Consider the following 23,821-nt stretch of genomic DNA (forward strand, 5'->3'; position numbering starts at 1 on the left):
ATGATGGAAGAGACCAAGCGTCATCCCGATGGGGAGCTGTTGCTGAGAACCCTGGCGATGCCAGCCGATACCAACCCCAATGGCGATATCTTCGGGGGGTGGATCATGTCCCAGATGGATATAGGTGGGGGCATCATGGCCAAGGAGCTGGCAAAAGGACGCATCTGTACCGTCTCGGTGGAGGGCATGACCTTCCACAGCCCGGTCAAGGTGGGCGACGTGGTGTGTTGCTATGGTCGCTGCCTGAAGGTCGGGCGCAGCTCCATGCGCCTCAAGCTGGAGGTCTGGGTCAAGCCGGTGCTGCGGGAGAATGAGGCCCAGCGTTACTGCGTGACGGAAGGGGTATTTACCTACGTGGCCATCGACGATCAGGGCAAATCCCGTCCCGTTCTGGTCTGAATCTGCTCAGATGAGCCGGGCGTTGATGATGGATATTTCCTGCTCAAGCCCGGTTTTTTGCCGTATCATGCGTTCCAGCATCTCTTCCGAGCCGACGCACTGATCCGTGTCGAACAGGCAGAGATCGCACTGGGGATCCCGTCTGATCTGATAGACGGTGGAAAGCTCCACTTGATGACAGGTTCCTTGTTGATCATAAAATGTCACGCGGTACTGGTGCTGTCTCGCCATTGCGGGATCCCTCATGGATGAGTCGGGCCGGACACGAATAATGAGACTAGTCGGCGTCCATGACCTCTGTGAGGTTCATGGCGCCTTGCAGAGGCAGGTGATTGTTAGCCAATGAAAAATAGTTATCGGATTCTGGGGACTTCCCTGCTGACGCTGGGACTGGTTGGCTGTTTCGAGGTGCCGGATCAGGATCACCTGGTCACGGCGGCGGGCATAGTGCCCGGCGTTGATTGCCAGAAGCCCCCCCTGGTGGCGCTGGCCTCCACCGCCTTGCCCCGCGAGTTTGGCATCACCGTCTGGAATCTCTACAAGGGGCAGCGCAAGAACTGGCGCGAAGGGCTGGATGAATATGCCAAGTCCCAGGATCTGGTGCTGCTGCAGGAGTCGGCGACCCGGCCCGAGATGCTGCAATGGCTGCGTGCCGGCGACTTCCAGTGGCAGCAGTTGCAGGCGTTCACCCAGGGCGGTGTCTCCTTCGGTGTCATGACGGTGGCCAAGACGCCGCAGGCCTTCGTCTGTGGCGTGCGCTCCCCCGAGCCGCTGCTGCGCATCCCCAAGTCCGGTCTGGTGAGCCTCTACCCCTTGCAGGGGGACCCTGACGGCGTGCTGGTGGTCAACCTGCATGCGGTCAACTTCGAGCTGGGGATGGCCACCTTCCGCGAACAGCTCAACGATCTGACCGCCTTGATCCATCGCCATCAGGGCCCTGTCATCCTGGGGGGAGACTTCAACACCTGGAGCGACAAGCGCGAGTTCTGGCTGAACAAGCTGGTCGGCGAGCTCGGCCTGCAGGAGGCCATTCCTGTGCCCGACTTGCGCCGTACCGCCTTCGGCCGCCCGCTGGATCACCTCTACTACCGCAACCTGGACCTGGTGGAGGTGAGCTCACCGGCCACCGATGCCTCGGATCACAATCCCATCATGGCGCGGTTCGCAGCCCAGGCCATCACCCCCTGAGGTTTGATGGATTGCAGGTAAAAAAATACCCCGCACTCGCGGGGTATTTTTTTATGCGGTGATAAGCAATCAGCTGTTGTTCTTCACGAACAGGGTCAGCTCCTGCCCCGGCTTGAGGTAGTCGCTCTTGCCGAGCTGGTTCCAGCGCATCACGTCGTTGACGGCGACCTGGAAGCGGGCGGCGATGGAGGAGAGGGAATCCCCGCGACGCACCTGATAGACCATGGACTTGTTGCTGCCCTTGCCCTGCTTGGGCCAGACCACCAGCTTCATGCCCGGTTTCAGGGCTGACTTGGCGCTCAAACCGTTCCACTTGGCCAGATCGGCGTGGGTCACCCCGTGGGCCTGGCTGATGCTCCACAGATTGTCACCGGAGCGCACCTGATACTGGATCTTGCTGCCACTGCGGCTCGCCAGCTGCTGCGGCTTGCTCTGAACGGCCTGGCTTGCGCGTCCCCCGTTGGGGATGATCAGGCTCTGGCCACGGCGCAGATTGGTGCCGCGCAGGTTGTTGGCCAGCTTGAGCTGTTGCACGCTCACACCGTGGTTCTGGGCGATGCGGGAGAGGGTATCGCCGCTGGTGACCTGATAGGAGCGCACGCCACGGGTGCGTTCACGCTTGGGCAGATCGGCCAGAGCCAGCTCCAGGGTGTCGGCGTACTCGATGGGTACCAGCAGGTTGTAAGGGCCCTGCGGCGAGGTCATGCCACGCTTGAGCGCCGGATTGAGGGCCTTGAGCTGGGAGGCGGAGACGCCTGCCAGTTGCGCCGCCACGTTCAGATCGATCTGGCCACCTGTGTTGATGGTCCGCAGCTGCGGCCTGTTGGCCAGCACCGGCAGGGTGACATTGTATTTGTCCGCATTGCGGATCATGTCGGCCATGGCCAGGATCTTGGGCACATACATCCGGGTCTCACGGGGCAGGTCCAGCGACCAGTAATCGGTCGGCCGACCGGCCTTCTGATTGCGGATGATGGCATTGCGTACCCGGCCTTCGCCGGCATTGTAAGCGGCCAGCGTCTGCAGCCAGTCGCCGTCGAAGAAACGGTTCAGGTACTCCAGGTAGTCCAGTGCGGCATTGGTGGACGCCAATACATCGCGGCGGCCGTCATACCAGTTGTCGTGGCGCAGGCCGAAGTTCTTGCCGGTCGCAGGCACGAACTGCCAAAGACCGACCGCATTGCTGCGGGAGCGGGCATTGGGATCGAACATGCTCTCGATCATGGGGATGGTAATAAGCTCCATTGGCAGCTCACGCCGTTCGATTTCCTCTACCATCAGATACAGGTAGGGCTCAGCCCGGCTGGCAATGGTCGCCATATGCTTATCATTACGCAGTAACCAATCACGTTGCTGGCGGACACGAGCATTTTCGTGCGAGTCCAGCTGCATATCATCGCTGATACGCACCCACAGGTTATCCGTGTCATCCAGTTCTTCAATCTGTTCATCGCCGAACAGGAAGCGTGCTGAATGTTTTTTGTATGTTTTCTTGCTGACTTGGGGGGATTTGATCGGCTCGATTGCCGTTACCGCCCGGTCATCCTGATGGTTCAGGTTTTGACAGCCGCTGAGAAACAGCGCCGCCAATAAGGCCGTTCGTAGCTTCATCTCGCTCAGGTCATCTCTTGAAAAACAGCTCGCATCATAAGGGGCAATGGCCCCCTGATCAAGGTTTGTTCAAAAAACGTCCTTCCAGCCCCTCAGCACGGTGAAGGTATCCTCTGGATTTTCCAAGCATTTAAGGGCGTATTTCTCAGCAGAAAATTTCACTGAGTCCTCATTGCAGCGCAGAAAAACATTGAAATGGCGCTCATCCCCCAGGCGTGAGGGGAGACTCGGCAGGCCCTGCTGACGCAGCTTGCTGATCACCCCGATCCGGCGCTGGATCGCCAGATTGTCCGGCTCGACCGCGTGGGCGAAACGCAGGTTGGAGAGGGTGTATTCATGGGCACAATAGAGGAGGGTGTCATCAGGCAGGGCCGCGAGCCGCTGCAGGGATCCATACATCTGGGCGGGACTGCCTTCGAACAGGCGGCCGCAACCGGCACTGAAGAGGGTATCACCACAAAACAGCATGTCATGGCCGTGATAGGCGATGTGGCCCAGGGTATGGCCGGGGATGTGGAGGACATCCAGGCTCAGGCCGTGCCAGTTGATCTGATCCCCGTCATCGAGCCACTGGCCGTGATGATCCGGCATGGGGTCATGTTTGGGACCATAGAGGCGGGCGTGGGGGAAATGGTGGAGCAGATCCGTGACGCCGCCCACATGGTCGCGATGATGGTGGGTCAGCAGGATGGCATCGAGCTCAAGCCCGAGGGTCTCGAGCCGCTCCAGCACGGGGGCCGCCTCGCCCGGATCCACGACCAGGCAGTGATTTTCGTGTCGGATCAACCAGATGTAATTGTCGCTGAAGGCGGGAACTGTGATGACGGTATACATGGGTCGGCTTCTCTTTGTGTTCTCTTTGTGGAAGGGATCTTATATAACAAGATGGCATTCGCACCCCGGATTGGTCCCATTATGCAGCTGGCACGTACCGAACAACAGATCGCGATCCCGACCAGCTGGTCGGCACTGCCCATGGGGGACTGGGTGGCGGCCGAGCTCCAGGAGCGGCTCGACAACTGGTGCCCCCATCTCTTTGGCTACCACCTGCTGAAAATTGGCGCCCTGAGCGCCGAGCTCTCCTGCGGCAGCTCCACCATACGCCATCAGATCGGCGTCGCTCCCGGCGGTCGTCTGCTGGATATCAAGGGCGACCCCCTTGCCTTGCCGGTTCGCTCAGGCAGCGTGGATGCCTGCCTGCTCGCCCACTGCCTCGACTTTTCACCGGATCCCCATCAGGTACTACGCGAGGCTGAGCGGGTGCTGACCGACGACGGCTGGCTCATCGTCAGTGGCTACAATCCCACCAGCCTGGTGGGGCTTGGCCATTATCTGCCCTTCATGCGACAACACCTGCCCTGGTCGGCGCGCATGTTCACCCCCGGACGGGTGACCGACTGGCTGCAACTGCTGGGGTGCGAGGTGATGTTTGACGAGCGCTTCGGCTTCTCCTTCATGGGCAGGCAGAGCCGGATCGGCTGGTGGCGGGAGAGTCTGGGGCGGGACTATTGCCGTCCCCTGGCTTCTGTTTATGTGATAGCCGCCCGCAAGCGGCGTTTCCCCGTCACCCCGGTGCGCCGTCGCTGGCGCCTGCCGGAGTCGATGGCGGCGCCTGGCATGGCGCGCCAGGGCTGGTGACGATAGCGTCCCGGCAGACCGCTGGTTGTTCCCTTCATTTATAGAGACGCTTCGGCATCTCAGGGCTGGTAGCCCGTGTCTTCGGCGAGCTGCTTGCCGCTGGCGGCATCTCGGGCCAGCACATCACAGCGTTCATTCTCGGGGTGACCTGAGTGACCCTTGACCCAGAGCCATTCGATCTGGTGGCGGGCCACTTCCGCGTCCAGCGCCTGCCAGAGATCGACGTTCTTGACCGGTTGGCGGTTGGATGTCATCCAGCCTTTCTTCTTCCAGCCGATGATCCACTGGGTGATCCCCTGACGCACATACTGGCTGTCGGTGGTCAGGCGAACCTGGCAGGGTTCGTTCAGGGTACGCAGTCCCATGATGGCGGCCATCAGCTCCATCCGGTTGTTGGTGGTCAGCCGATAGCCCCCTGCCAACTCCTTGCGGTGCTTGCCATAGACCATGACGGCGCCATAGCCGCCGGGGCCCGGATTGCCGAGGCAGGAACCATCCGTATACAAATCAATCTTTTTTAGCATGTGTCTTGGGGTAAACTAGCGAATAAAACCGAAGTTTGACATGGATTCGATCATGAGCACACCCCAACTGAATCGCCAGATCATTCTGGATACTGAAACCACAGGCATGAACACGGCAGGCGGCCCCGTCTACCTCGGGCACCGCATCGTCGAGATCGGCTGTGTGGAGGTGATCAACCGCAAACTGACCGGCAACCATTTCCATGTCTACATCAAGCCGGATCGGCTGGTGGACCCCGAGGCCATCGCCGTGCACGGCATCACCGATGCCTTCCTGGCGGACAAGCCCTCCTTCAGCCAGATAGCCGACGACTTCATCGCCTTCATCCGCGGTGCCGAGATCATCGCCCACAACGCGCCCTTTGACGTGAGCTTCATGGACTATGAGTTCAGCAAGCTTGGCCTTGACTTCAAGACGGCGGACATCTGCGGCATCACGGATACCCTGGCGATGGCGCGGGACCTTTTCCCCGGCAAGCGCAACAACCTGGATGTGCTGTGCGATCGCTACGGCATCGACAACTCCCACCGTACCCTGCACGGGGCCTTGCTCGATGCGGAGATCCTGGCGGACGTCTACCTGCTGATGACGGGTGGCCAGACCAAGCTCAATCTGGCCAGCGAGAGCAACGAAAATGACAGCAACCAGGACACCGGGATCCGCCGGCTGGAGAGCAACCGCGCGCCCCTCAAGGTGGTGCGCGCCAGCGACGAGGTGGTCGCCGTCCATGAGGCCAGGCTGGATCTGGTGCAGAAGAAAGGGGGAGCCTGCCTGTGGCGGCAATGAGTTCGCTCTGGGGGGGACTGCTGCTGCTGACCTCCCTCTCCGGCATGGCCAACGAGGTGTTTGCCCCCTCCGACATTCCGCTGCTCGACAACCGCTTTCGCATCGATTACGGGGTGAAAGAGATCACCTTCATCATCAAGCGCAAGCCGGGCACACCGTCGGTGATCCTGGTGCGGCCGGATGGCAGCAAGCTCTATGTGGGCAAGGTCACGCCGCCGGATGTGGGCTGGCTGGCGCAGCAGGATCAGGATCTCATCACGGTGCGCAACCCCATGCCGGGCCCCTGGCAGGCCATAGGCGAGGTGGACCCCGACAACAGGGTGCGCCTGCTCACCGACATCCGGCTCGAGAGCGAGCCACTGCCGTCCCGCCTCTATCAGGGGGAGCGGGTCAAGCTGCAATCCAGGCTGCTGATCGACGGGGCGGCGCCAGGGGCGGGATATTACCTCTCCGATCTCGGCATGACGGTGAAGCTGCAACAGTTCAACGACGCGGCCCAGAGTGGGGTTCCCATCGTCGAGGAGACCCTCGGACACTACCTGGATGATGGCAAGGGGCTCGACGAGGTGCCCGGGGATGGCGTCCTGACCGCCGAGGCGGTGCTGGACGTGCCGGCAGGCAAGTATCGCGCCCTCTACAGCACCGGCAATCAGGTGTTCTCCCGTGCCCAGTCCCAGCAGGTGCTGCTCTTCCCCTGGCCGCTGAGCTACACCCTGGATGCCCCTTCCGGTGACACCGGGGCCAGGCTCTCCTTGCTCATCGATGCCGACGAGCTGGACCCGGCCTCAGTGGTGATCCAGGGCAAGGCCATCGACAGCGCAGGGGTCAGCATGGCCTTCAATGCGGTGGCAACCGAGCCCCGCCTTGGCATCGACCTCTCCGCCCTCAAGGTGGCAGGCCAGTACAGGGTGGAGGCGACCCTGTTTGGCACCACCCGACTCGGCCGCGAGGTGCAACTGCAACTGCCGGCCAAGTCGTTCACCATCATGCCGCCACCGGCGCCCACTCCTTCAGCGGCATCTGCCACCTCGGCGGCGGTACAGACCCAGGCCAAGTTTGAGGAGCGGGAGAGCCCGGTCTGGTTGCCCTGGGCCCTGGGCGGTGGCGGCCTGTTGCTGCTCCTGCTGGGGGCGGGTGGCTTCATCCTGCTGCAAAAGCGCCGCACCCTGCACAAGGCGATGGCGGCCCAGAAGGCGCAGAGCGAGGCCGCGGCCCCACCGGCGCCCAAGCTGGATCTCAATCTGCCGGAGCAATAGCCCGCGCTCAATGCAAAGAAGCCGCCCGATGGGCGGCTTCTTCGTGATGGCGAGCGAGTGTTCGGTGGACACCCCTGTCTCAGTGGGCGCCGATGTAGATGTCCTTGTACTGTTCGCGGATCTCGAGGAACTTCTCGAGGTTGGCCAGCATCAGCTCCACCAGCAGGGGATCGAAGTGCTCTCCCTTCTCTGCTCTGATCAGCGCCAGCACCTGGTCCAGTGGCCAGGCCTGCTTGTAGCAGCGATCCGACCCCAGGGCATCGAACACGTCCGCCAGCGCGACTATGCGTCCCTCCAAGGGGATACGGGGGTAGCCGCTGCCGTTCCACTTCTCGTGATGGTTGCCGGCTATGGTGGCGCCTATCTGGAACAGCGCGAGATCGCTGCCGGAGAGCATGTCCTGCCCCAGCTGGGCGTGGGTCTTCATGATCTCCCACTCCTCGGGGGTGAGCTTGCCCGGCTTGTGCAAGATGGCATCCGGGATCCCCACCTTGCCGATATCGTGCAGGGGAGAGGCGCGCTTGATGAGCTCGCACCTGTCTTCGTTCATGCCGAGCAACTGGCAAAACAGCTCGGTGTAGAGCGCCACCCGCTTGACGTGCAGGCCGGACTCCTTGGAGCGGCTCTCCACCAGCTCGCCGATGCGATAGATGATCTCGCGCTGGTTGTCGCCGATCACCTCGTTGAGCCGGATGTTCTCCAGCGCCACTATGATGTTCTCGGTGAACAGGCTCAGCAGGCCGGTATCCATCTGGCTGAGGGGGCGAGTGGTCTCGATGTGGAACAACAGGTGGTGACGGGGGTTCTGGCAATAAAGCACCATCTGGTTGCCGTCGTAGACGTTGGCGCCCTTGGCCATGGCGCAGCGCAGTATGCCCGGAGCGTCAGAGAGCAGCAGGGCCGGGCCGTCGCTGAGCAGGGGCTCCAGCACCTGATCCCGCACCTCGTAGGCCAGATGCTTAACGTCGTAGATCTGGGACTCTTCCAGATTGAGCAGGGCGCTGAGCTGGGTCTGGGCCCCTTCGACGAACTGGCGCAGGGCCCGTTGCTCGAATATCCCTTTAGAGGCCTCGATGACCTTCTCCAGCCCCTGGCGATTGCTCTCCAGGGTGCGAATGTCCCGGTAGGAGCGCAGGCTGGCGCGCAGCAGGGTGCGCAGCTTCTGGGAGGTGAGCTCGGTTTTGTCTTTGTAGTCGTTGATGTCGTAGTTGGTGACGACGTCATCTTCCGGGGCCTGACCGGGTTGGCCGGTACGCAGCACTATGCGCACCATCTTGTTTTGCAGCTCGTCGCGCACGAACTTGACCACCTCCAGACCGGCGTGATCGGCTTCCATGACCACATCGAGCAGCAGCAGGGCGACATCCGGGGTGGCGGCGAGCAGGGCCTTGGCTTCGGCGGCGGAATAGGCGTGCAGAAAATCGATGGGCTTGCCGTCGAATTCAAACTTGCTCAGGGTGATCTTGGTGATGCGATGCACCTCGGGCTCATCGTCGACTATCATCACCTTCCAGCCGGCGGGTCGCGGTGCTGTCTGGGGCAGCTCTTCATCGTCAATAATCAGGATTTGATCATCCATTACGCAATCCTGTGTGTGATCCTGTGCTTACCTTAACCGCTTCATTCAAGTTAGGAAACGGATTGATATCCAAAATATGATCCAGCTGGTTGCTCTTTATCTATCGGGGGTTGCCGGGCCGACGCCAGCATGAAAAACGCCTCCACGAGGGAGGCGTTTTGGCATTCATGGCATCAGGCTGCCCTGTGATAGGCGGACGCTTCAAACAGCGCCTTGTTGGCCACCAGATCGATGGGGTCGAAGTCATCGACGTTGATGGTGCGCAGGCGGCTCTCTTCGGCACGGCGCAGCAGGTCGGCCTCGGTCTGGTTGATGACCCCCAGCGCCAGGCCGGCGTCAGCCACCTTGTCCAGCTGGGTGAAGGGACGCTTGCGGCCCTCTGCCTTGCACACCTTGTCAAACAGCGGCTCGGCGGTCAGCACGTCATCGAGGGCCTGTTCCAGCAACCCGAAGGGGTTGCCCTCCTCGCGGGTGAGGTACTGCCCTTCGGCCAGACGGTCGCGGGTGGCGCTCGGGGTCTGCAGCAGACGGGCAACCTGGCTGTCCAGCTTGTCGGAGGGACGCTTCAGATCGCGACCCAGCGGCAATACGATGACGCGCAGGGCCAGGCCAATCCAGCGATTCGGGAAGTTGCGCAGCAACTCGTCGATGGCTTCCTGTGCCTTGAACATGGCGTCTTGCAGTGCCCAGTGCAGCAGCGGCAGGTCGGCCTGCTGGCGCCCCTCGTCCTGATAGCGCTTGAGGGCGCTGGAGGCGAGATAGAGCTGGCTCAGCACGTCGCCAAGGCGTGCTGAGACCCGCTCCTTGCGCTTGAGCTCGCCACCCAGGGTGCCCATGGCCATGTCGGACAGGAAGGCCAGGTTGGCACTGAGGCGTGAGAGCTGCTGGTAGTAGCCCTTGGTCTGATCCTTGTACGGTGCTGCTGCAAAGCGGGCGCCGGTCAGACCCAGCCAGAAGCTGCGCACCAGGTTGCTGATGGCGAAGCCGACATGGCTGAACACCGCCTTGTCGAAATCCTTCAGCGCCTGCTCCTTGTCCGGATGGCTGGCGGCCAGCATCTCCGGCAGCACGTAGGGGTGGCAGCGGATGGCACCCTGACCGTAGATGATCATGCTGCGGGTCAGGATGTTGGCACCCTCTACGGTGACTGCGATGGGCGCACCCTGATAGCCGCGGGCCAGGTAGTTGTTCGGGCCCATGCAGATGGCCTTGCCGCCGTGGATGTCCATGGCATCTATGATGCACTTCTGGGCACGGTCGGTGAGGTGGTACTTGACGATGGCGGAGATGACGGACGGCTTCTCGCCCAGATCGATGCCGGTCACCGTCAGCTTGGCGGCGGCGCCCATGATGTAGGCGTTGCCGCCGAGGCGCGCCAGCGGCTCTTCGATGCCTTCCATCTTGCCGATGGGCAGCTTGAACTGGCGACGGATGCGGCTGTAGGCGCCGGTGGCCAGGGCCAGCATCTTGACGCCCCCTGTGCTATTGGAGGGCAGGGTGATGCCGCGACCGACCGACAGACACTCCACCAGCATGCGCCAGCCCTGACCGGCCATGGCCGGGCCGCCGATGATGAAGTCCAGCGGCACGAAGACATCGTTCCCCTTGGTCGGCCCGTTCTGGAACGGCACGTTGAGGGGGAAGTGACGGCGGCCTATCTCGACGCCCTTGATGTCGGTGGGGATCAGGGCACAGGTGATGCCAAGCTCCTCCTCCTCACCCAGCAGGTGATCCGGGTCGCGCAGCTTGAATGCCAGCCCCAGCACGGTGGCGATAGGGGCCAAGGTGATGTAGCGCTTGTTCCAGGTCAGGCGCATGCCGAGCACCTCTTCCCCTTCCCATTCGCCCTTGCAGACAATGCCGAAGTCGGGAATGGAGCCCGCATCCGAGCCCGCTTCCGGGCTGGTCAGGGCGAAGCAGGGGATCTCCTTGCCGACGGCCAGGCGCGGCAGGTAGTGGTCTTTCTGCTCTTCGGTGCCGTAGTGTTGCAGCAGCTCACCCGGGCCCAGCGAGTTGGGCACGCCGACGGTGGAGGCGAGCACGGCGCTGGCGCCGCACAGTTTTTGCAGCACGCAGGACTGGGCGTAGGCGGAGAACTCCAGGCCACCGTACTTCTTCTTGATGATCATGGCGAAGAACTTGTGGTCCTTCAGGTACTGCCACACCTCGGGGGAGAGATCGGCCCGCTCGTGGGTCACTTCCCAGTCGTTGACCATGCGGCACACTTCTTCAACCGGGCCGTCCATGAAGGCCTGCTCTTCGGCTGACAGCACGCTGACCGGGATGGCGTGCAGCTTCTTCCAGTTCGGGTTGCCGGCAAAGAGATCCGCTTCCCACCAGGTGGTGCCCGCTTCTATGGCTTCCTTCTCGGTGCGGGACATCTCCGGCATGATGGACTTGTAGATCTTGAACAGGGGTTTGGTCAGCTGGTTGCGACGAAACTCCACCAGGTTGAGCGGGATGGCGATCACCGCGAACAGTACCCACACCAGCAGGGGCACATGGCCATAGAGGGCGCCGGCGACCAGGGCGGCGGCCGTGGCAAGCGTGGCGGTGAACAGTGACGCCCGGCGGTAAGCCATGGCGCCGATCACCAGGATCACCCCGAACAGAGTGAGGGTCGTCGTCATTTTTCGCTCCTTGCAATGAGTTGCCGAAGTTGGGGAAACGTGGGTTAACTGATCCAGAGGTCTGACCTGTTGGATATGGCCCCTGTTGTAATTCATACGCACAAAATTATCAAGACGTTTACAAGCTCGTTACCTTGACACCGTGATCGGCCTAACGTACCGGGGCCGCATCTTGGCGGGCGGGGGGGCGACGACTGGATAGGCTTGTGCGACAATGCAGACCCCTATGTTGAACGATACAAAGAGACATCAGACGCCATGTACCAAGAACTTATCCGCAATGAATTGACCGAAGCTGCCGACGTGCTCCAGGCCTTTCTGGCCGATGAGCAAAATCTGAAGAACATAGAGGCGGCCGCCAAACTGCTGGCTGACTCTTTCAAGGAAGAGGGCAAGGTGCTCTCCTGTGGCAATGGCGGCTCCCACTGCGACGCCATGCACTTTGCCGAAGAGCTGACCGGCCGCTATCGCGAGAACCGTCCTGGCTATGCCGGCATCGCCATTTCCGATCCCAGCCACCTCTCCTGCGTCTCCAACGACTTTGGCTATGACTATGTCTTCTCCCGCTACGTGGAAGCGGTCGGCCGTCGTGGCGACGTGCTGCTCGGCATCTCCACCAGCGGCAACTCCGGCAATATCCTCAAAGCCATCGAAGCCGCCCATGCCAAGGGCATGAAGGTGATTGCCCTGACCGGCAAGGACGGTGGCAAGATGGCGGGTCTGGCCGATGTCGAGATCCGGGTGCCGCACTTCGGCTATGCCGACCGCATCCAGGAAGTGCACATCAAGATCATTCACATCCTGATCCAGCTGGTCGAAAAAGAGATGGCCAAGTAATCAGAGAAAGAGGGTGGGTGGGGCTGCCGGGGGCTCTAATGACCGATCCTGGCGCCTCGCATCCAGCTTGAGTTCGCTGATTGACGCAGAGATGATCAATTAATTCAGGGAGTGGACTGGACATGTGCGAACTGCTCGGCATGAGTGCCAATGTGCCGACCGACATCTGCTTCAGCTTTACCGGGCTGATGCTGCGGGGCGGCAAGACGGGCCCCCACAAGGATGGCTGGGGGATCACCTTCTACGAGGGGCGAGGCTTTCGCACCTTCAAGGATCCCGAACCCAGTGCCCAGTCACCCATCGCCAAGCTGGTGCAGGCGCTGCCCATCAAGAGCCGCGCCGTGGTCAGCCATATCCGGCAGGCCAACCGGGGGTGCGTGTCGCTGGAGAACACCCACCCCTTCACCCGCGAGCTGTGGGGACGCTACTGGACCTTTGCCCACAACGGCCAGTTGACCGGCTACAAGGGGTTGCGGACCGGGCGCCACCGTCCTGTGGGGGACACCGACAGCGAGCACGCCTTCTGCTGGCTGCTCGACAGGCTGGAGCAGAAATACCCCAAGCGTCCGGCCAACTTCCCTGCCATGTTCCGCTATCTCGCGACCCTGTGCGACGAGCTGCGCGGGCTCGGGGTATTCAACATGCTGCTGTCGGATGGGGAGTTCGTGATGACCTATTGCAGCAACAACCTCTACTGGCTGACGCGCCGGGCCCCCTTTGGCGAGGCCCGTCTGCTGGATGAAGACGTGGCCATCGACTTCCAGAGCGAGACCACCCCGAACGACGTGGTGACGCTGATAGCCACCCGCCCGCTCACCGGCAATGAGAGCTGGGTGAAGATGGCGCCCGGGGAGTTCTGCCTGTTCAGGCTGGGTGAGCTGGAATACGGCAATGCAGCCAAGCTGCTGACCCGCCAATAAAAAATACCAGGGTAGAATCCTACCCTGGTTCTTCGCAGCAGCCATACAGGCAAAAAGGGATGAGAGAGGTGTTGCTGAGCCGCATCATTCTCATGGCCTGTATTGTTATTTCATTGTTAATTTTGTGACAACATTTATCTCTTTCCTGCCCGGGACAGGGTGTTGATAACTTGAACTGGCTCACATTCTGATGGCGGCACGCCACTTCGACCGGCTCTCGCCGCAGAGCGGGTGACAGCCGGTGTGCGGGTCGGCTATATTGTGGTCTGTTTGAATACCATCATAGGAAAGAGAAGATGGAGTGGCTGGATCAGAAAGTGCTGCGGCAACTGGCAGATGACATAGGTCACGACATGATGCCGGTCGTCATCTCGGTGTTCGTCGAAGAGGTCGGCAGGCAGCTCGCCCAGCTCAGGCCGCTCTTTGATCAGCGGGACTGGACCGCCCTGGCCCGCCTCGCCCACAGCATGAAGTCCTCTTGTGGCAGTTACGGTGCCGAGCCCAGCTATCGGCAGGTGATGGCGCTGGAGCTCGCCTGTCGCCGGGAGGATGCGGAAGAGGCCGGCCGCCTGCTCGAACAGCTCGAGCACTCCCTGCCACAGGTCTTCTCCCATCTGGCCAAGTATCACTAGCTCGCACTGGCGGATTAGCCCGCCTTGTCACGCTCTGCGTACCAGCTCAGTATCACCTCATTCAGCGCCTGTCGAAGCTTGAGGCGATCGTGGCGATGGGGCAGGGCTGCCTCACCCAGACTGGCCTGAACCAGGCAATGCTGCAGCTCCGGGGCCCCATGGCCTTCGGGGGCCAGGATGGCATCGATCCTGCCCTGGCCGATCCGCTCTTCCAGCCAGCGATGCTGGTGGGACAGCGTCAGCTTGCCAGCCGGCCCGTTTTCGGCCACCAGATTGCTGATGAAGACGACGATGGCACCGCTGCCGCGGATCGCCTCGGCAATCTCGCTCAGCAACAGGGGCGGCATGATGGAGGTGAGGAAGCTGCCTGGCCCCAGAATGATCATGTCGGCCTGGTTCAGGGCCTCGATCGCCTCGCGGGTGGCGGGCACGACCGGGTTCAGGCTCAGGGCCCGTGGCGGCTTGGTGAGCTGATCGATGGAGACTTCCCCCAGGATCTGATCGCCACAGAGGGTGTGGGCACACAGATCCGTGGGGTGCTCGGACATGGGCAGCAGGCTGGGCGCTATGTGCAACATGTCGCTGATGAGCCGGATGGCATCCAGGGGACGGACACAGAGGTTGTCCAGAGCCAGCAGCATCAGGTTGCCGAGGTTGTGACCCGCGAGCTCGCCGCGCCCCGTGAAGCGGTATTCGAACAGCTGGCTGCCGATGCTGGGCTCGGTCACCAGCTGATTGAGGCAGTTGCGCAGGTCTCCCCAGGCGATGCACTCCTGGCTCTTGCGCAGGCGTCCGGTGGAGCCGCCATTATCCGTCGTGGTGACTATGCCCGTCAGCCGAGTGCCTAAAAACGAGAGGGAAGAGAGCACCCGACCCATGCCGTGACCACCGCCGATGGCGACGACCCGGTCAAGGTCATTGATATTTTTCTGCCACATGCAGTCATCCTGTGGGAAGCCAGTGCGCATCAGTTTAGTCCGCCTGGCCAGGTAATTGTTTGATAAAGGTATGATTTTTGCTTGATGACCCGGCATCACATACCACTAGGAGATGGTGTTGAACTTCCTGACGGCTCACTCTCTTGCCGAGACGACCCCGCTGGCCGCCCAACAGATAGCTGAACGGTTGCTCGCTCAATCACCTCGTTCCCCGTCGTTGTTGCTGGTCTATTTTACCCAGGCACACGATGCTGCGGTACTGCGCCGTGCGCTCAAGGCCCGTTTTCCCCAAACCCGGCTCATCGGGTGCAGCTCCTGTGGCGGTATCCTGACCCAGGCTGGCCATCATGGCCGGCTGGGCTGGAGTCTGGCAGTGGCGGCCCTCTATGACGACAAGGGGGCCTACGGCGTGGCCGGTCAGGCAGGGAATGAGCCGGATGTACGCCAATTGCTACGCCGCGCCATCGCCGATGGCGGGCGTCCCGGCGAGTTGCCGCAACTCATCTTGCTGCACACCAGCCCGGGGCAGGAAGAGGCCGTGCTGGCGGGCATAGATGCCGAGTTCGGGGCGACGGTTCCCGTCGTCGGCGGGTCGGCGGCGGACGACGGTGTCACCGGCGAGTGGCAGCTGTGCTGGGATGAGGGGGAGGGGCGCCAGGGCTGCGTGGTGGCTGTGCTCTATCCCGATTGCCAGCTGGCCTTCCAGTTCCACTCCGGTTATGTGCCCACCGAGCGCCATGGCACCATTACCGCACTGGAGGGCCGCGAGGTGCTGACCATAGACAATGAACCTGCGGCCCGGGTCTATGTCCGCTGGACAGAGCGCCAGGGCCCCTGGCCTGTGGGCCCCATTTTGCGGGATACGACCCTCTCCCCGCTGGCCCGCCAGGTCGGGACCCTGGATGAGATGCCTTATTACAAACTCTCCCACCCCGAGGCGGTGACGGAGCGGGAAGGCTTGCGCCTCTTTACCGAAACCCGGCTGGGGGAGCGCCTGCAACTCATGTACAGCAGTCAGGAGGGCCTGCTTCAGCGCAGCCTGAATGCGGTGCGCATCGAACCCGAATATGGCATGGCGGGGAACCTGCAGCCGATAGGCGCCCTGGTGGTGTTCTGCGCGGGTTGCCGTCTGGCGCTGGGAGACGCGCTCGGCGATGTCGTCGGCCATTTCAGCCAACGGCTGGGGGAGATCCCCTATATCACGCCATTTACCTTCGGCGAGCAGGGGCGATTGCCTCACGGTGAGCTGGCGCATGGCAACCTCATGGTATCGAGCGTAATCTTCCTCGAGAGCTGACAAGGTGCTGGACACAAGATGATAGGCAATAGCGAACTCGAAACCCTGGGCGACAAGCTGCAAACCACGCTGGTGGAGCTGATGCGGTGCCGGGAGCGGGAGGCCAGATACCGTCAGGAGTCACAGGCCCTGTTGTGCGGGGTGGCGACGCTGGCACAGGCCAAGAGCCTGGAGCAGGTACTGGACAGCCTCATTCTGGCGCTCAAGCCCTTCATCGGCTTCGAACAGGCGGACGTGGTTGCCTGGGATGGGGGGCGGGGCGGCACCCATCTGAGCACCCAACCCGGGGAGGTCGGTCGCACCTGGCCGCTGACGCCGCTCTTCTCCCGCGCCATCGCAGGTGAAACCCTGGTCATCTATGATCCGGCCCAGTTGCCCGAGCTGGCCTCCCTGGCGGGGGCGGCGGGCTGGGCCAGCGTCATGATGACGGGGTTGCAGGCGCCGGGCTTCTCCGGGGTGCTCATCTGCCGGCACAGTGCCGCGGGCACCTTCGATCTCCAGAGCAAGGCGGCGATCCAGCGTTGTCGCCCGCTCATCTCCCAGGCGCTGGTCAACATCGCCTATCGGGCGCGCCTGCAGGAGCAGGTCGACCTCAAGACACTCGCCTTGCAGGCCAGCGAGCAACGCTTTCGCAGCTTTGCCGCCATGGCGTCCGACTGGTTCTGGGAGACGGATCCCGAGCACAGGCTGAGCTATGTCTCCGCCCCCGGCTACCAGGGGGAGGCGCTGGCCCGCCAGGCGGGGCGCAGCCTCTATGACTTTGCCCACGACAAGGAGGATCCCGCCTGGTGCAAGTATCAGCACCAGATAGCGCGCCATCTGCCGGTGCGGGCGATGCGCGCCCAGGTGACGCTGGCGAGCGGCCCCTGCTGGATGGAGATCAATGCCGAGCCCTGCCATGACGCCAGCGGCGCCTTCATCGGCTATCGGGGCACGGCGCGGGAGATTGGCAGCCAGATCCGCCGCGAGCAGGAGCTGGCGCGGGCGCGGGATGAGGCCGAGAGTGCCAACCGCGCCAAGTCCCAGTTCCTGGCCATGATGACCCACGAGATCCGCTCCCCCATGAATGCGGTGCTGGGGATGCTGGATCTGCTGCAGCATGGCCGGCTCGAGACCCCGCAACAGACCCTGCTCAGTCACGCCACCCACTCTGCCCATCTGCTGCAGACCATCATCGACGATGTGCTCGACTTCTCGAAGATTGAATCCCATACCCTGGCCCTGCACTGCGAGCCCTTCCAGCCCGCCGAGCTGTGCCGGGCCCTGGTGGAGCCGCTGCAGGCGCAGGCCTGCGCCAAGGGCATAGCACTGCATTGGCAGCTGGATGAGCAAGTGCCGTCTCATCTGCAGGGGGACGCGGTCCGCCTGTCCCAGGTGATCGGCAACCTGCTCGGCAATGCGGTGAAATTTACCGCCGCCGGTAGTGTGCGGCTCGCGCTGGAATGGCAGGATGAACGGCTGAGGGTGTCGGTCAGCGACACCGGGATTGGCATCTCCCCCGAGGATCAGGCGCTGCTGTTCGAGCCGTTCTATCAGGTCGACAGCTCGGCCACCCGTCGCTTCTCCGGCTCCGGGCTTGGGCTCGCCATCTGCCGGCGGCTGGTGCAACTCATGGGGGGGGAGATCCGCCTGCAGAGCACCCCCGGGCAGGGCAGCTGCTTCTGGTTCGAGTTGCCCGGGATGGCCTCACCCTGCATCGCGTCGACCAGCCCCGCCATCGAGGGGCTCTCCATGCTGGATCTGGATGTGCTGGTGGTGGAGGACAGCCCGGTCAATCAGCTGGTGGTGTCACTCATGCTGCAAAAGCTGGTGTGCCGGGTGAGGCTTGCAAGCAATGGCCTGGAGGCGCTGGCCCAGGTCGGCGAGCGGCGACCGGATCTCATCCTGATGGATATGCGGATGCCGCAGATGGATGGGCTGGAGGCCACCCGCCGTTTGCGTGCCATGGGGTGCGAGGTTCCCATAGTGGCGCTGACGGCCAATGCCATGACGGAGGACAGGGCCCGTTGTCTGGCCCAGGGGATGAACGATTTTCTGGCCAAGCCCATCAGCCTGGCCCGGCTGCGCAGCTGTTTGCTGCGCCATTGCCGGCTTCCGTAGCCCGATGTTGGGTAAAAAAAATGGTCAACCTGGTGGTTGACCAATTCTTCAGCAAATACTGAAGAGAGCACGGGATAAATCGGGTTGTACGGTCTTATATGAAAAAGTCGTGCCAACTTTTCATGACCTGTTATTTGCGGCTGGTAGCGGAGTTATCTGTTGTTATCGCTACCGGTGATTGCAAATTGCGAATTCCATCTTTTCATTGTAAGAATTTCCGGTCAGGATATTCGCGTTTTGCAAATCACGTATTGACTCACTCTCTGACTCACTGTGCGATCAGTCGGCGCAGGAACTGGCGCGCCGCTTCACTGTTTTGTTTGGCAATCAACATCTGTTTCTCATAGATCGGCATGGGCAGGATTTCGAGCCAGCGCTGACAGAGCCAGGCCGCGTCGTCGAACTGCTTGTCCGGGTAGAGCTCATCCAGTTCCGGATATTGTTCAAATACTTCCTGCAATCTGCTGACCAGCTGCTTGTCGCTGAAGTCCGAGTGGGCGCTCGGCCAGTTGGGCAGGGTTTCCACCTGAGCGTGGCGCAATCCGGAGCCATCCGTTTCCAGTTCATGGATGCAGAAACGTTCCAGACCGAGCACGGTAACCCCGAGCAGGCCATCGTTGAGCGTATAGAAATCAGTCACTTTGACGCGAGTGCCGACCGGCAGGATCCGCCCGCAGGTGCCCGTGCTGGTGGTCTCTTCCATCACGATGCCAAAGCCGCGATCTTCGATGAAGGACTCCTTGAGCATCTGCAGGTGGCGAGGCTCAAACAGACGCAAGGGGAGTTTCCCGCCCGGCAGTATGTGTGAGGGCAAGGGGAACAGTGCCAGGTGTTGAAGTTTCATGTTCCATCCTCCGATAAGTTGCATCTGGATATGACAATGCAGTGACTGTGCCAGAGCTCGGGGAAAATGGAGGAACGGCAGGAAAATGATGCCGATAATTTAAATATCCATTATTAATCAATATATTAAGATTTGATTCAAGGGCAGGGAGAGGATAGCTCAGGAAGGGATTCAGGTGGCTTTGCAGGGGCTCGTACATGCCCCATCTGCAGAATGGGGCTGCGTTCGCATAATGCAAATGATTCCCCTGCAAAATGGGTATCTGCCGACCATCTTAAGCGGCAGTCTTTCTCGGGCGTGATGGCTGAGGGGGCTAGGCGACGGATTCGGTGGGCTGACTGAGCCCTTCCAGCATCAGGGCGGCAATCTCGTCGTACATCTGTGACCAGGCATCGGAGAGCGCCGGCGTGAAATGCTCTCCCAGCCGTCGTGCCAGCACCAGGGTCAATGCCTGTTTCAACAGGTCGAACTGGTGTGACTGCACCTTGAATTTTTGATGCCGCCTGCCGAGATCCCGGATGATGAAGCTCAAGGCATCCAGCTGCTCCAGGCTGGTGATCACGGTGTTCAGGGTATCCGATACCTTGGCGACCGGCATTCCCGCAGGATCGGGAAAGAGGTTGATCAATTCAGGCGAGAGCCGGAACAGCTCCGCATATACCTCCTGGACATAGGTGTTGTTCAGGGCGGTGACCCTGCCCCAGGCCCTCTGTACCAGCTCGATCTGTTCGGATGTCATGCCCTGTGCCCTCCATGTGCCGTCTCCTGAACATAATAATTCATTTGCTCAATAAGATGCGGGGTCTGTGATGTCTTGTGAGGCGAGGGAGGCAGCCAGCAAAAGGCCCCGGGATGACGGGGCCCTGGCTGACATGGGAAGGGGCAGGCAACGGGAGCCTAGTTGCGCTGTTCCAGGTACATCACGGCGGCTTCCACCCGGCTCTGGGCCTCGAGCTTTTTCAGCAGGCTCTTGACGTGCACCTTGACGGTGCCTTCCGAGATGTGGAGCACGGAGGCGACCTGCTTGTTGGAGAGACCCTTGGCAATCTCGCGCATGATCTGCATCTCGCGGCGGGTCAAGCTTTCCAGCTTCTGCTGCAGGTGATCCAGCTCGTAGATGTTCTCGAGGTAGGGGCGCAGCGGCTCGCTCAGGATCTGCTTGCCGGTCATGACATCGGCCAGCTGGCCCAGCAGCATGTCGGGCTCGGTGTCCTTGAGCAGGTAGCCATCGGCGCCGGCCTTGAGCAGGGCAACCACGTCCTGGCGGGCATCGGAGACGGTCAGGATCACCACCCGGGAGGTGACCTCCTCGGCGCGCAGGGCCTTGAGGGTATCGAGGCCGGACAAGCCCTTCATGTTGAGATCGAGCAGGATCAGGTCCGGCTCCGACTCCTTGGCCATGGCCACGGCGTCAGTGCCGTTAGAAGCCTCGCCTATCACTTCGATGTTATCTTCCAGCTCCAGCAGTTGCACAATGCCTTTGCGCATCAGGGGATGGTCATCTACGACCAGAACACTATATTTCATCTCGTCCATCAGGCGTCTCTTGTTAGGCTGGTGGGAAAGGTCAGGTGTACACGGGTGCCCCCGGAGGGCGGTTCGCTGATGGTCAACTGACCGTGCAACTTGCTGGCACGCTCGTTCATGATGCTGAGACCGTAGTGATTCACCGCCGAGCTTGCGCCCCCTATTCCGACACCATCATCTGCAATCTGAACCTGGATGTTACCATCAGCCAGGGTCTCACAGCTAACGTCAATGCGCTGGGCGCAGGCATGTTTGATGGCATTGAGCACTGCCTCACGGATCAGTTGCAGGATGTGAATGTGTTGCCCCGCCTCGAGATCCGTATCGGTCAGTCCGTATTGGAGCCTGATCTCGGCCCGGGTCTGGGGCTTGAGCTGCTCCAGCATGACGCCGATGGCTTCGCCGAGGTTGGCGTCGCCGATGCTGAGGCGGAAGGTGCCGAGCAGCTCGCGCAACTGGGTATAAGCATTGCTGAGCCCTTCGTCTATCTGCTCCATGGCAGCCTCGGCCTTGCCGTTATCCCCCTTGGCGACGGAGCGCTTGAGCAGGGTGGACTGGATCTTGAGGTAGGAGAGCGCCTGCGCCAGCGAGTCGTGCAGCTCGCGGGCGATGACGGCCCGCTCCTCCATCAAGAGCAGACGCTGATGTTGCAGCAGGGTCTGATCCTTGTGCAGCACCTGGGCCAGCAACATGGAGAAGTTCTTCATCAGCCGCTCGTCGATTGGGTGGCTGCTTATCATGTCGAGCCGGCCGTACTCCTCATCATCCATCTGCAGATAGAAGCTCACCACGGCCTTCAGGTCTCCGGGCCAGCCGGTACGTCCCGTGATGTAGACCGGCATGGCGTTGTGCTCGAAGCGGGTCAGCCGGATATGGTCGATGTGCTGATGAGCGGCGGCCCGCTCCAGCAATTTCTGCAGGGTGCGCCGACTCAGCGGCGCCGCATGCAGCTTCTGGGCGGTGGAATAGAGGAAGGAGAGGGTGTCGTTGGCCTGCTGCAGCTTGGCGGTTTTCTCTTCCACCTTGCTCTCCAGCTCCCGATAGAGCTTGCCGAGTTCGTCCGCCATGGTGGCGAAGGCGCCGGACAGTTCTCCCAACTCGTTTTCGCAGTGGGGGGGCAGGGTCAGATCGAACTCCTGGCGCTGGATCTGGCGGGCGCAATGGACCAGCTGATTGAGGGGGGCCACCACCTGCTGGCGGGTGAAACGCACGGTGAACCAGGCGATGGTGATGATGGAGAGCAAGCCCAGCCCCTCCGCCAGCGCCAGCATGCGCACCTTGAACTCCACGTGATACTGCATCTGGTTGACGAAGTCATCGATGGCGGCGACGAACTGCTCAGTGTTGTCGGTGTAGCGGCTGGGGGTGGCATTCTCGATGTGCTCGCGCATCATCTGCCATTGCAGCAGCACCTCGCCATAGGTGCGGCGCAGGGAGGCGGGGGTGATCCAGCGCTGGGTCTCCTGCAACTCGGAGGCGTGCAGTGTCTGCTCGAACTGATCGAGTCGGCCGAGGACGGCCTGATCCTTCTCGATCTCGTAGGCCATGCGATAGGCCTGCATCCGCAATGATCCCGACAGGTTGATCGCCTTGGCATCGGGTACCGAATAGAAGAGGGTGACCATGGCCACCACGGCGATCAGGCTGGCCATGAACAGGATCAGCACCATGGAGCGGCCGATGGCGCTGCTGACCGAGTGTACTTTGAACCACTTTCCCATGCCGATTGGCTTCCTTCAGATCAGACAAAGACCCCACAAAGTAGCATGGGAGTGTACTCCAACTTGTGCTAGCATCGAAAAACTAGATGAACTCCGAGCGTTTTTGCCTAAGTCATTGAGATAGGGGGAAAACGCCGTCAGCCGTCGTTCGAGCTGAAAGGGTCAGGAAAGAAATGCCCTGGCCTCCCGTATTTGGAAAGGTGTTTATGTTGCCACTTGAAGATGGTTTTTCCCGTCGCTTTTACTATTTGCGCCTGTCGGTCACCGATGTGTGCAATTTCCGTTGTACCTACTGTTTGCCGGACGGTTATCGCCCCCCGGATGGGAACAAGGAGGGGCGCAAGTCGTTCCTCTCCCTGGAGGAGATCCGCCGCATCGTCTCTGGCTTCGCCGCCATGGGCACCCGCAAGGTGCGCTTGACCGGGGGGGAGCCCTCCCTGCGCCGTGACTTCACCGCCATCATAGAGACGGTGGCCAATACCCCCGGCATCGAGAAGGTGGCCATGACCACCAATGGCTACCGCTTGAAGGAGCGTGCCCGGGAGTGGTTCGATGCCGGGCTCAATGCCCTCAATGTCAGTGTCGACAGCCTGGATCCACGCCAGTTTCACCAGATCACCGGCGAGAACAAGCTGGCGGAGGTGATGGAGGGGATAGAGGCGGCACTGGCCGCCGGCTTCAAGTCGGTGAAGATCAATGCGGTGCTGCTCAAGGGGCTCAACGATCAGCAACTGGATCAGTTTCTGGCCTGGATCAGGCACAAGCCCATCGAGCTGCGCTTCATCGAGCTGATGCAGACCGGGGAGATGGACAACCTGTTTCGCGACCACCACGCTAGCGGCGAGCTCATCAAGGCGCAGCTGCTTGGCAATGGCTGGATCCAGCAATTGCGCGGGGCGGACGACGGCCCGGCCCAGGTGTTTATGCATCCGGAATCCCAAGGTGGGGTGGGGCTTATCATGCCCTACAGCAAGGACTTCTGCGCCGGTTGCAATCGGCTGCGGGTCTCCTCCGTGGGCAAGCTGCACCTCTGTCTGTTCGGCGACAACGGGGTGGAGTTGCGGGATCTGCTCAGTGACGACAGTCAACAGGAGGCCCTGCAACGGCGGATCCGTCAGGCGCTCACCGGCAAGGCCGCCACCCATCGTCTGCACGAGGGCAATGCCGGCATGACCCCCCATCTCGCCTCCATTGGCGGCTGAGTGCTCACCGTCAGCTCAAAATAGCCATCGATTAATAAGCAATCCTCACATAGGGGTAATTTACCTTACCCCTCTTCTGCCATGTTGCGCCAAGGGTTTGATCCAGCGCAATAATCCCCCCTGTTTATCTCCCTGGTGGTATATCCCTGACCTTGTCAGGGCCGCAATATACACCCACGCTTATAATTGGT

22 protein-coding genes and 1 riboswitch are annotated in these 23,821 nt (G+C 61.4%); of the genes, 11 read left to right on the forward strand and 11 right to left on the reverse strand.

Annotation, left to right across the window (positions count from 1 at the left end):
- Positions 1-399: an acyl-CoA thioester hydrolase YciA gene (gene yciA, locus ACB030_RS01180; protein WP_371157339.1), complete on the forward strand. Its 399-nt coding sequence runs from the start codon at positions 1-3 to the stop codon at positions 397-399.
- 6 nt (positions 400-405) lie between these two features.
- Here yciA and ACB030_RS01185 read toward each other — a convergent pair whose 3' ends face one another.
- Positions 406-630, reverse strand: coding sequence for a hypothetical protein (locus tag ACB030_RS01185; protein ID WP_025326386.1), 225 nt, complete (start codon positions 628-630; stop codon positions 406-408).
- 111 nt (positions 631-741) lie between these two features.
- Here ACB030_RS01185 and ACB030_RS01190 point away from each other — a divergent pair, with 111 nt between their 5' ends.
- Positions 742-1,587, forward strand: a complete 846-nt coding sequence (locus ACB030_RS01190) for an endonuclease/exonuclease/phosphatase family protein (protein ID WP_139439273.1) — start codon at positions 742-744, stop codon at positions 1,585-1,587.
- A gap of 69 nt (positions 1,588-1,656) precedes the next feature.
- Here the strand turns inward: ACB030_RS01190 and ACB030_RS01195 are convergent, their stop codons facing one another.
- Complete coding sequence (locus ACB030_RS01195; protein ID WP_371157341.1) at positions 1,657-3,198, reverse strand: LysM peptidoglycan-binding domain-containing protein; 1,542 nt, start codon at positions 3,196-3,198, stop codon at positions 1,657-1,659.
- A 69-nt stretch (positions 3,199-3,267) separates the two neighbouring features.
- Positions 3,268-4,032, reverse strand: coding sequence for a hydroxyacylglutathione hydrolase (gene gloB / locus ACB030_RS01200; RefSeq protein ID WP_371157343.1), 765 nt, complete (start codon positions 4,030-4,032; stop codon positions 3,268-3,270).
- 81 nt (positions 4,033-4,113) lie between these two features.
- Between gloB and ACB030_RS01205 the strand changes: the two genes are divergently transcribed.
- Entirely contained in the window at positions 4,114-4,836 is a 723-nt protein-coding gene (locus ACB030_RS01205) for a class I SAM-dependent methyltransferase (protein WP_371157345.1), read from the forward strand.
- 59 nt (positions 4,837-4,895) lie between these two features.
- Here ACB030_RS01205 and rnhA read toward each other — a convergent pair whose 3' ends face one another.
- Positions 4,896-5,360, reverse strand: a complete 465-nt coding sequence (gene rnhA, locus ACB030_RS01210) for a ribonuclease HI (RefSeq protein WP_025326391.1) — start codon at positions 5,358-5,360, stop codon at positions 4,896-4,898.
- A 52-nt stretch (positions 5,361-5,412) separates the two neighbouring features.
- Here rnhA and dnaQ point away from each other — a divergent pair, with 52 nt between their 5' ends.
- On the forward strand, positions 5,413-6,147 hold the full coding sequence (gene dnaQ / locus ACB030_RS01215; protein ID WP_371157347.1) for a DNA polymerase III subunit epsilon: 735 nt from the start codon (positions 5,413-5,415) through the stop codon (positions 6,145-6,147).
- Positions 6,144-7,403: a TIGR03503 family protein gene (locus ACB030_RS01220; RefSeq protein ID WP_371157349.1), complete on the forward strand. Its 1,260-nt coding sequence runs from the start codon at positions 6,144-6,146 to the stop codon at positions 7,401-7,403. Before dnaQ ends, ACB030_RS01220 begins: the two co-directional genes overlap by 4 nt.
- A gap of 79 nt (positions 7,404-7,482) precedes the next feature.
- Here the strand turns inward: ACB030_RS01220 and ACB030_RS01225 are convergent, their stop codons facing one another.
- A complete protein-coding gene (locus tag ACB030_RS01225) occupies positions 7,483-8,982 on the reverse strand; it encodes a DUF3369 domain-containing protein (protein WP_371157351.1) in 1,500 nt (499 codons plus the stop codon).
- 173 nt (positions 8,983-9,155) lie between these two features.
- Positions 9,156-11,612 (reverse strand): acyl-CoA dehydrogenase FadE, encoded by a 2,457-nt coding sequence (gene fadE / locus ACB030_RS01230; protein ID WP_371157353.1) that lies wholly within the window; start codon positions 11,610-11,612, stop codon positions 9,156-9,158.
- A gap of 258 nt (positions 11,613-11,870) precedes the next feature.
- Here fadE and lpcA point away from each other — a divergent pair, with 258 nt between their 5' ends.
- The 3 genes from lpcA (at position 11,871) to ACB030_RS01245 (ending at position 14,001) form a co-directional block, all read left to right on the forward strand.
- Entirely contained in the window at positions 11,871-12,449 is a 579-nt protein-coding gene (gene lpcA / locus ACB030_RS01235) for a D-sedoheptulose 7-phosphate isomerase (protein ID WP_371157355.1), read from the forward strand.
- A 122-nt stretch (positions 12,450-12,571) separates the two neighbouring features.
- Complete coding sequence (locus tag ACB030_RS01240; RefSeq protein WP_106887348.1) at positions 12,572-13,369, forward strand: class II glutamine amidotransferase; 798 nt, start codon at positions 12,572-12,574, stop codon at positions 13,367-13,369.
- 296 nt (positions 13,370-13,665) lie between these two features.
- Positions 13,666-14,001, forward strand: coding sequence for an Hpt domain-containing protein (locus ACB030_RS01245; RefSeq protein WP_205641404.1), 336 nt, complete (start codon positions 13,666-13,668; stop codon positions 13,999-14,001).
- Positions 14,002-14,015: 14 nt separating this feature from the next.
- On the opposite strand, the gene yvcK is transcribed toward ACB030_RS01245, so the two are convergent.
- A complete protein-coding gene (gene yvcK, locus ACB030_RS01250) occupies positions 14,016-14,939 on the reverse strand; it encodes a uridine diphosphate-N-acetylglucosamine-binding protein YvcK (RefSeq protein WP_371157358.1) in 924 nt (307 codons plus the stop codon).
- 112 nt (positions 14,940-15,051) lie between these two features.
- Here yvcK and ACB030_RS01255 point away from each other — a divergent pair, with 112 nt between their 5' ends.
- Both ACB030_RS01255 and ACB030_RS01260 read left to right on the forward strand, forming a co-directional pair.
- Entirely contained in the window at positions 15,052-16,236 is a 1,185-nt protein-coding gene (locus ACB030_RS01255) for an FIST signal transduction protein (protein ID WP_371157360.1), read from the forward strand.
- Positions 16,237-16,254: 18 nt separating this feature from the next.
- Positions 16,255-18,336, forward strand: coding sequence for an ATP-binding protein (locus ACB030_RS01260; protein ID WP_371157362.1), 2,082 nt, complete (start codon positions 16,255-16,257; stop codon positions 18,334-18,336).
- A gap of 268 nt (positions 18,337-18,604) precedes the next feature.
- Here ACB030_RS01260 and ACB030_RS01265 read toward each other — a convergent pair whose 3' ends face one another.
- The 4 genes from ACB030_RS01265 to narQ form a co-directional block, all read right to left on the reverse strand.
- Positions 18,605-19,180, reverse strand: coding sequence for an LON peptidase substrate-binding domain-containing protein (locus ACB030_RS01265; RefSeq protein WP_371157364.1), 576 nt, complete (start codon positions 19,178-19,180; stop codon positions 18,605-18,607).
- A 313-nt stretch (positions 19,181-19,493) separates the two neighbouring features.
- Positions 19,494-19,919: a globin domain-containing protein gene (locus tag ACB030_RS01270; RefSeq protein ID WP_371157366.1), complete on the reverse strand. Its 426-nt coding sequence runs from the start codon at positions 19,917-19,919 to the stop codon at positions 19,494-19,496.
- A 158-nt stretch (positions 19,920-20,077) separates the two neighbouring features.
- A complete protein-coding gene (gene narL, locus ACB030_RS01275) occupies positions 20,078-20,716 on the reverse strand; it encodes a two-component system response regulator NarL (protein WP_005325544.1) in 639 nt (212 codons plus the stop codon).
- Positions 20,716-22,428 (reverse strand): nitrate/nitrite two-component system sensor histidine kinase NarQ, encoded by a 1,713-nt coding sequence (gene narQ / locus ACB030_RS01280; protein WP_371157368.1) that lies wholly within the window; start codon positions 22,426-22,428, stop codon positions 20,716-20,718. Before narQ ends, narL begins: the two co-directional genes overlap by 1 nt.
- A gap of 79 nt (positions 22,429-22,507) precedes the next feature.
- Positions 22,508-22,647, forward strand: a riboswitch (molybdenum cofactor riboswitch).
- Here narQ and moaA point away from each other — a divergent pair.
- On the forward strand, positions 22,635-23,630 hold the full coding sequence (moaA, locus tag ACB030_RS01285) for a GTP 3',8-cyclase MoaA (RefSeq protein WP_371157370.1): 996 nt from the start codon (positions 22,635-22,637) through the stop codon (positions 23,628-23,630). (Overlaps the previous riboswitch by 13 nt.)
- Positions 23,631-23,821 lie beyond the last annotated feature (191 nt).

Origin of the sequence: Aeromonas sp. S16(2024) (assembly GCF_041403065.1) — a bacterium.
In the GTDB taxonomy this organism is placed as follows: domain Bacteria; phylum Pseudomonadota; class Gammaproteobacteria; order Enterobacterales; family Aeromonadaceae; genus Aeromonas.

Bases quoted from the DNA above. Each gene is read 5' to 3' on its own strand.
- ACB030_RS01240 (WP_106887348.1), top strand. From the start codon at position 12,572: ATGTGCGAACTGCTCGGCATGAGTGCCAATGTGCCGACCGACATCTGC.
- moaA (WP_371157370.1), top strand. From the start codon at position 22,635: ATGTTGCCACTTGAAGATGGTTTTTCCCGTCGCTTTTACTATTTGCGC.
- lpcA (WP_371157355.1), top strand. From the start codon at position 11,871: ATGTACCAAGAACTTATCCGCAATGAATTGACCGAAGCTGCCGACGTG.
- ACB030_RS01190 (WP_139439273.1), top strand. From the start codon at position 742: ATGAAAAATAGTTATCGGATTCTGGGGACTTCCCTGCTGACGCTGGGA.
- ACB030_RS01195 (WP_371157341.1), bottom strand. From the start codon at position 3,198: ATGAAGCTACGAACGGCCTTATTGGCGGCGCTGTTTCTCAGCGGCTGT.
- ACB030_RS01270 (WP_371157366.1), bottom strand. From the start codon at position 19,919: ATGACATCCGAACAGATCGAGCTGGTACAGAGGGCCTGGGGCAGGGTC.
- ACB030_RS01205 (WP_371157345.1), top strand. From the start codon at position 4,114: ATGCAGCTGGCACGTACCGAACAACAGATCGCGATCCCGACCAGCTGG.
- narL (WP_005325544.1), bottom strand. From the start codon at position 20,716: ATGGACGAGATGAAATATAGTGTTCTGGTCGTAGATGACCATCCCCTG.
- ACB030_RS01245 (WP_205641404.1), top strand. From the start codon at position 13,666: ATGGAGTGGCTGGATCAGAAAGTGCTGCGGCAACTGGCAGATGACATA.
- ACB030_RS01260 (WP_371157362.1), top strand. From the start codon at position 16,255: ATGATAGGCAATAGCGAACTCGAAACCCTGGGCGACAAGCTGCAAACC.
- rnhA (WP_025326391.1), bottom strand. From the start codon at position 5,360: ATGCTAAAAAAGATTGATTTGTATACGGATGGTTCCTGCCTCGGCAAT.
- ACB030_RS01225 (WP_371157351.1), bottom strand. From the start codon at position 8,982: ATGGATGATCAAATCCTGATTATTGACGATGAAGAGCTGCCCCAGACA.
- ACB030_RS01255 (WP_371157360.1), top strand. From the start codon at position 15,052: ATGGTGTTGAACTTCCTGACGGCTCACTCTCTTGCCGAGACGACCCCG.
- narQ (WP_371157368.1), bottom strand. From the start codon at position 22,428: ATGGGAAAGTGGTTCAAAGTACACTCGGTCAGCAGCGCCATCGGCCGC.
- fadE (WP_371157353.1), bottom strand. From the start codon at position 11,612: ATGACGACGACCCTCACTCTGTTCGGGGTGATCCTGGTGATCGGCGCC.
- ACB030_RS01265 (WP_371157364.1), bottom strand. From the start codon at position 19,180: ATGAAACTTCAACACCTGGCACTGTTCCCCTTGCCCTCACACATACTG.
- gloB (WP_371157343.1), bottom strand. From the start codon at position 4,032: ATGTATACCGTCATCACAGTTCCCGCCTTCAGCGACAATTACATCTGG.
- yciA (WP_371157339.1), top strand. From the start codon at position 1: ATGATGGAAGAGACCAAGCGTCATCCCGATGGGGAGCTGTTGCTGAGA.
- yvcK (WP_371157358.1), bottom strand. From the start codon at position 14,939: ATGTGGCAGAAAAATATCAATGACCTTGACCGGGTCGTCGCCATCGGC.
- dnaQ (WP_371157347.1), top strand. From the start codon at position 5,413: ATGAGCACACCCCAACTGAATCGCCAGATCATTCTGGATACTGAAACC.
- ACB030_RS01220 (WP_371157349.1), top strand. From the start codon at position 6,144: ATGAGTTCGCTCTGGGGGGGACTGCTGCTGCTGACCTCCCTCTCCGGC.
- ACB030_RS01185 (WP_025326386.1), bottom strand. From the start codon at position 630: ATGGCGAGACAGCACCAGTACCGCGTGACATTTTATGATCAACAAGGA.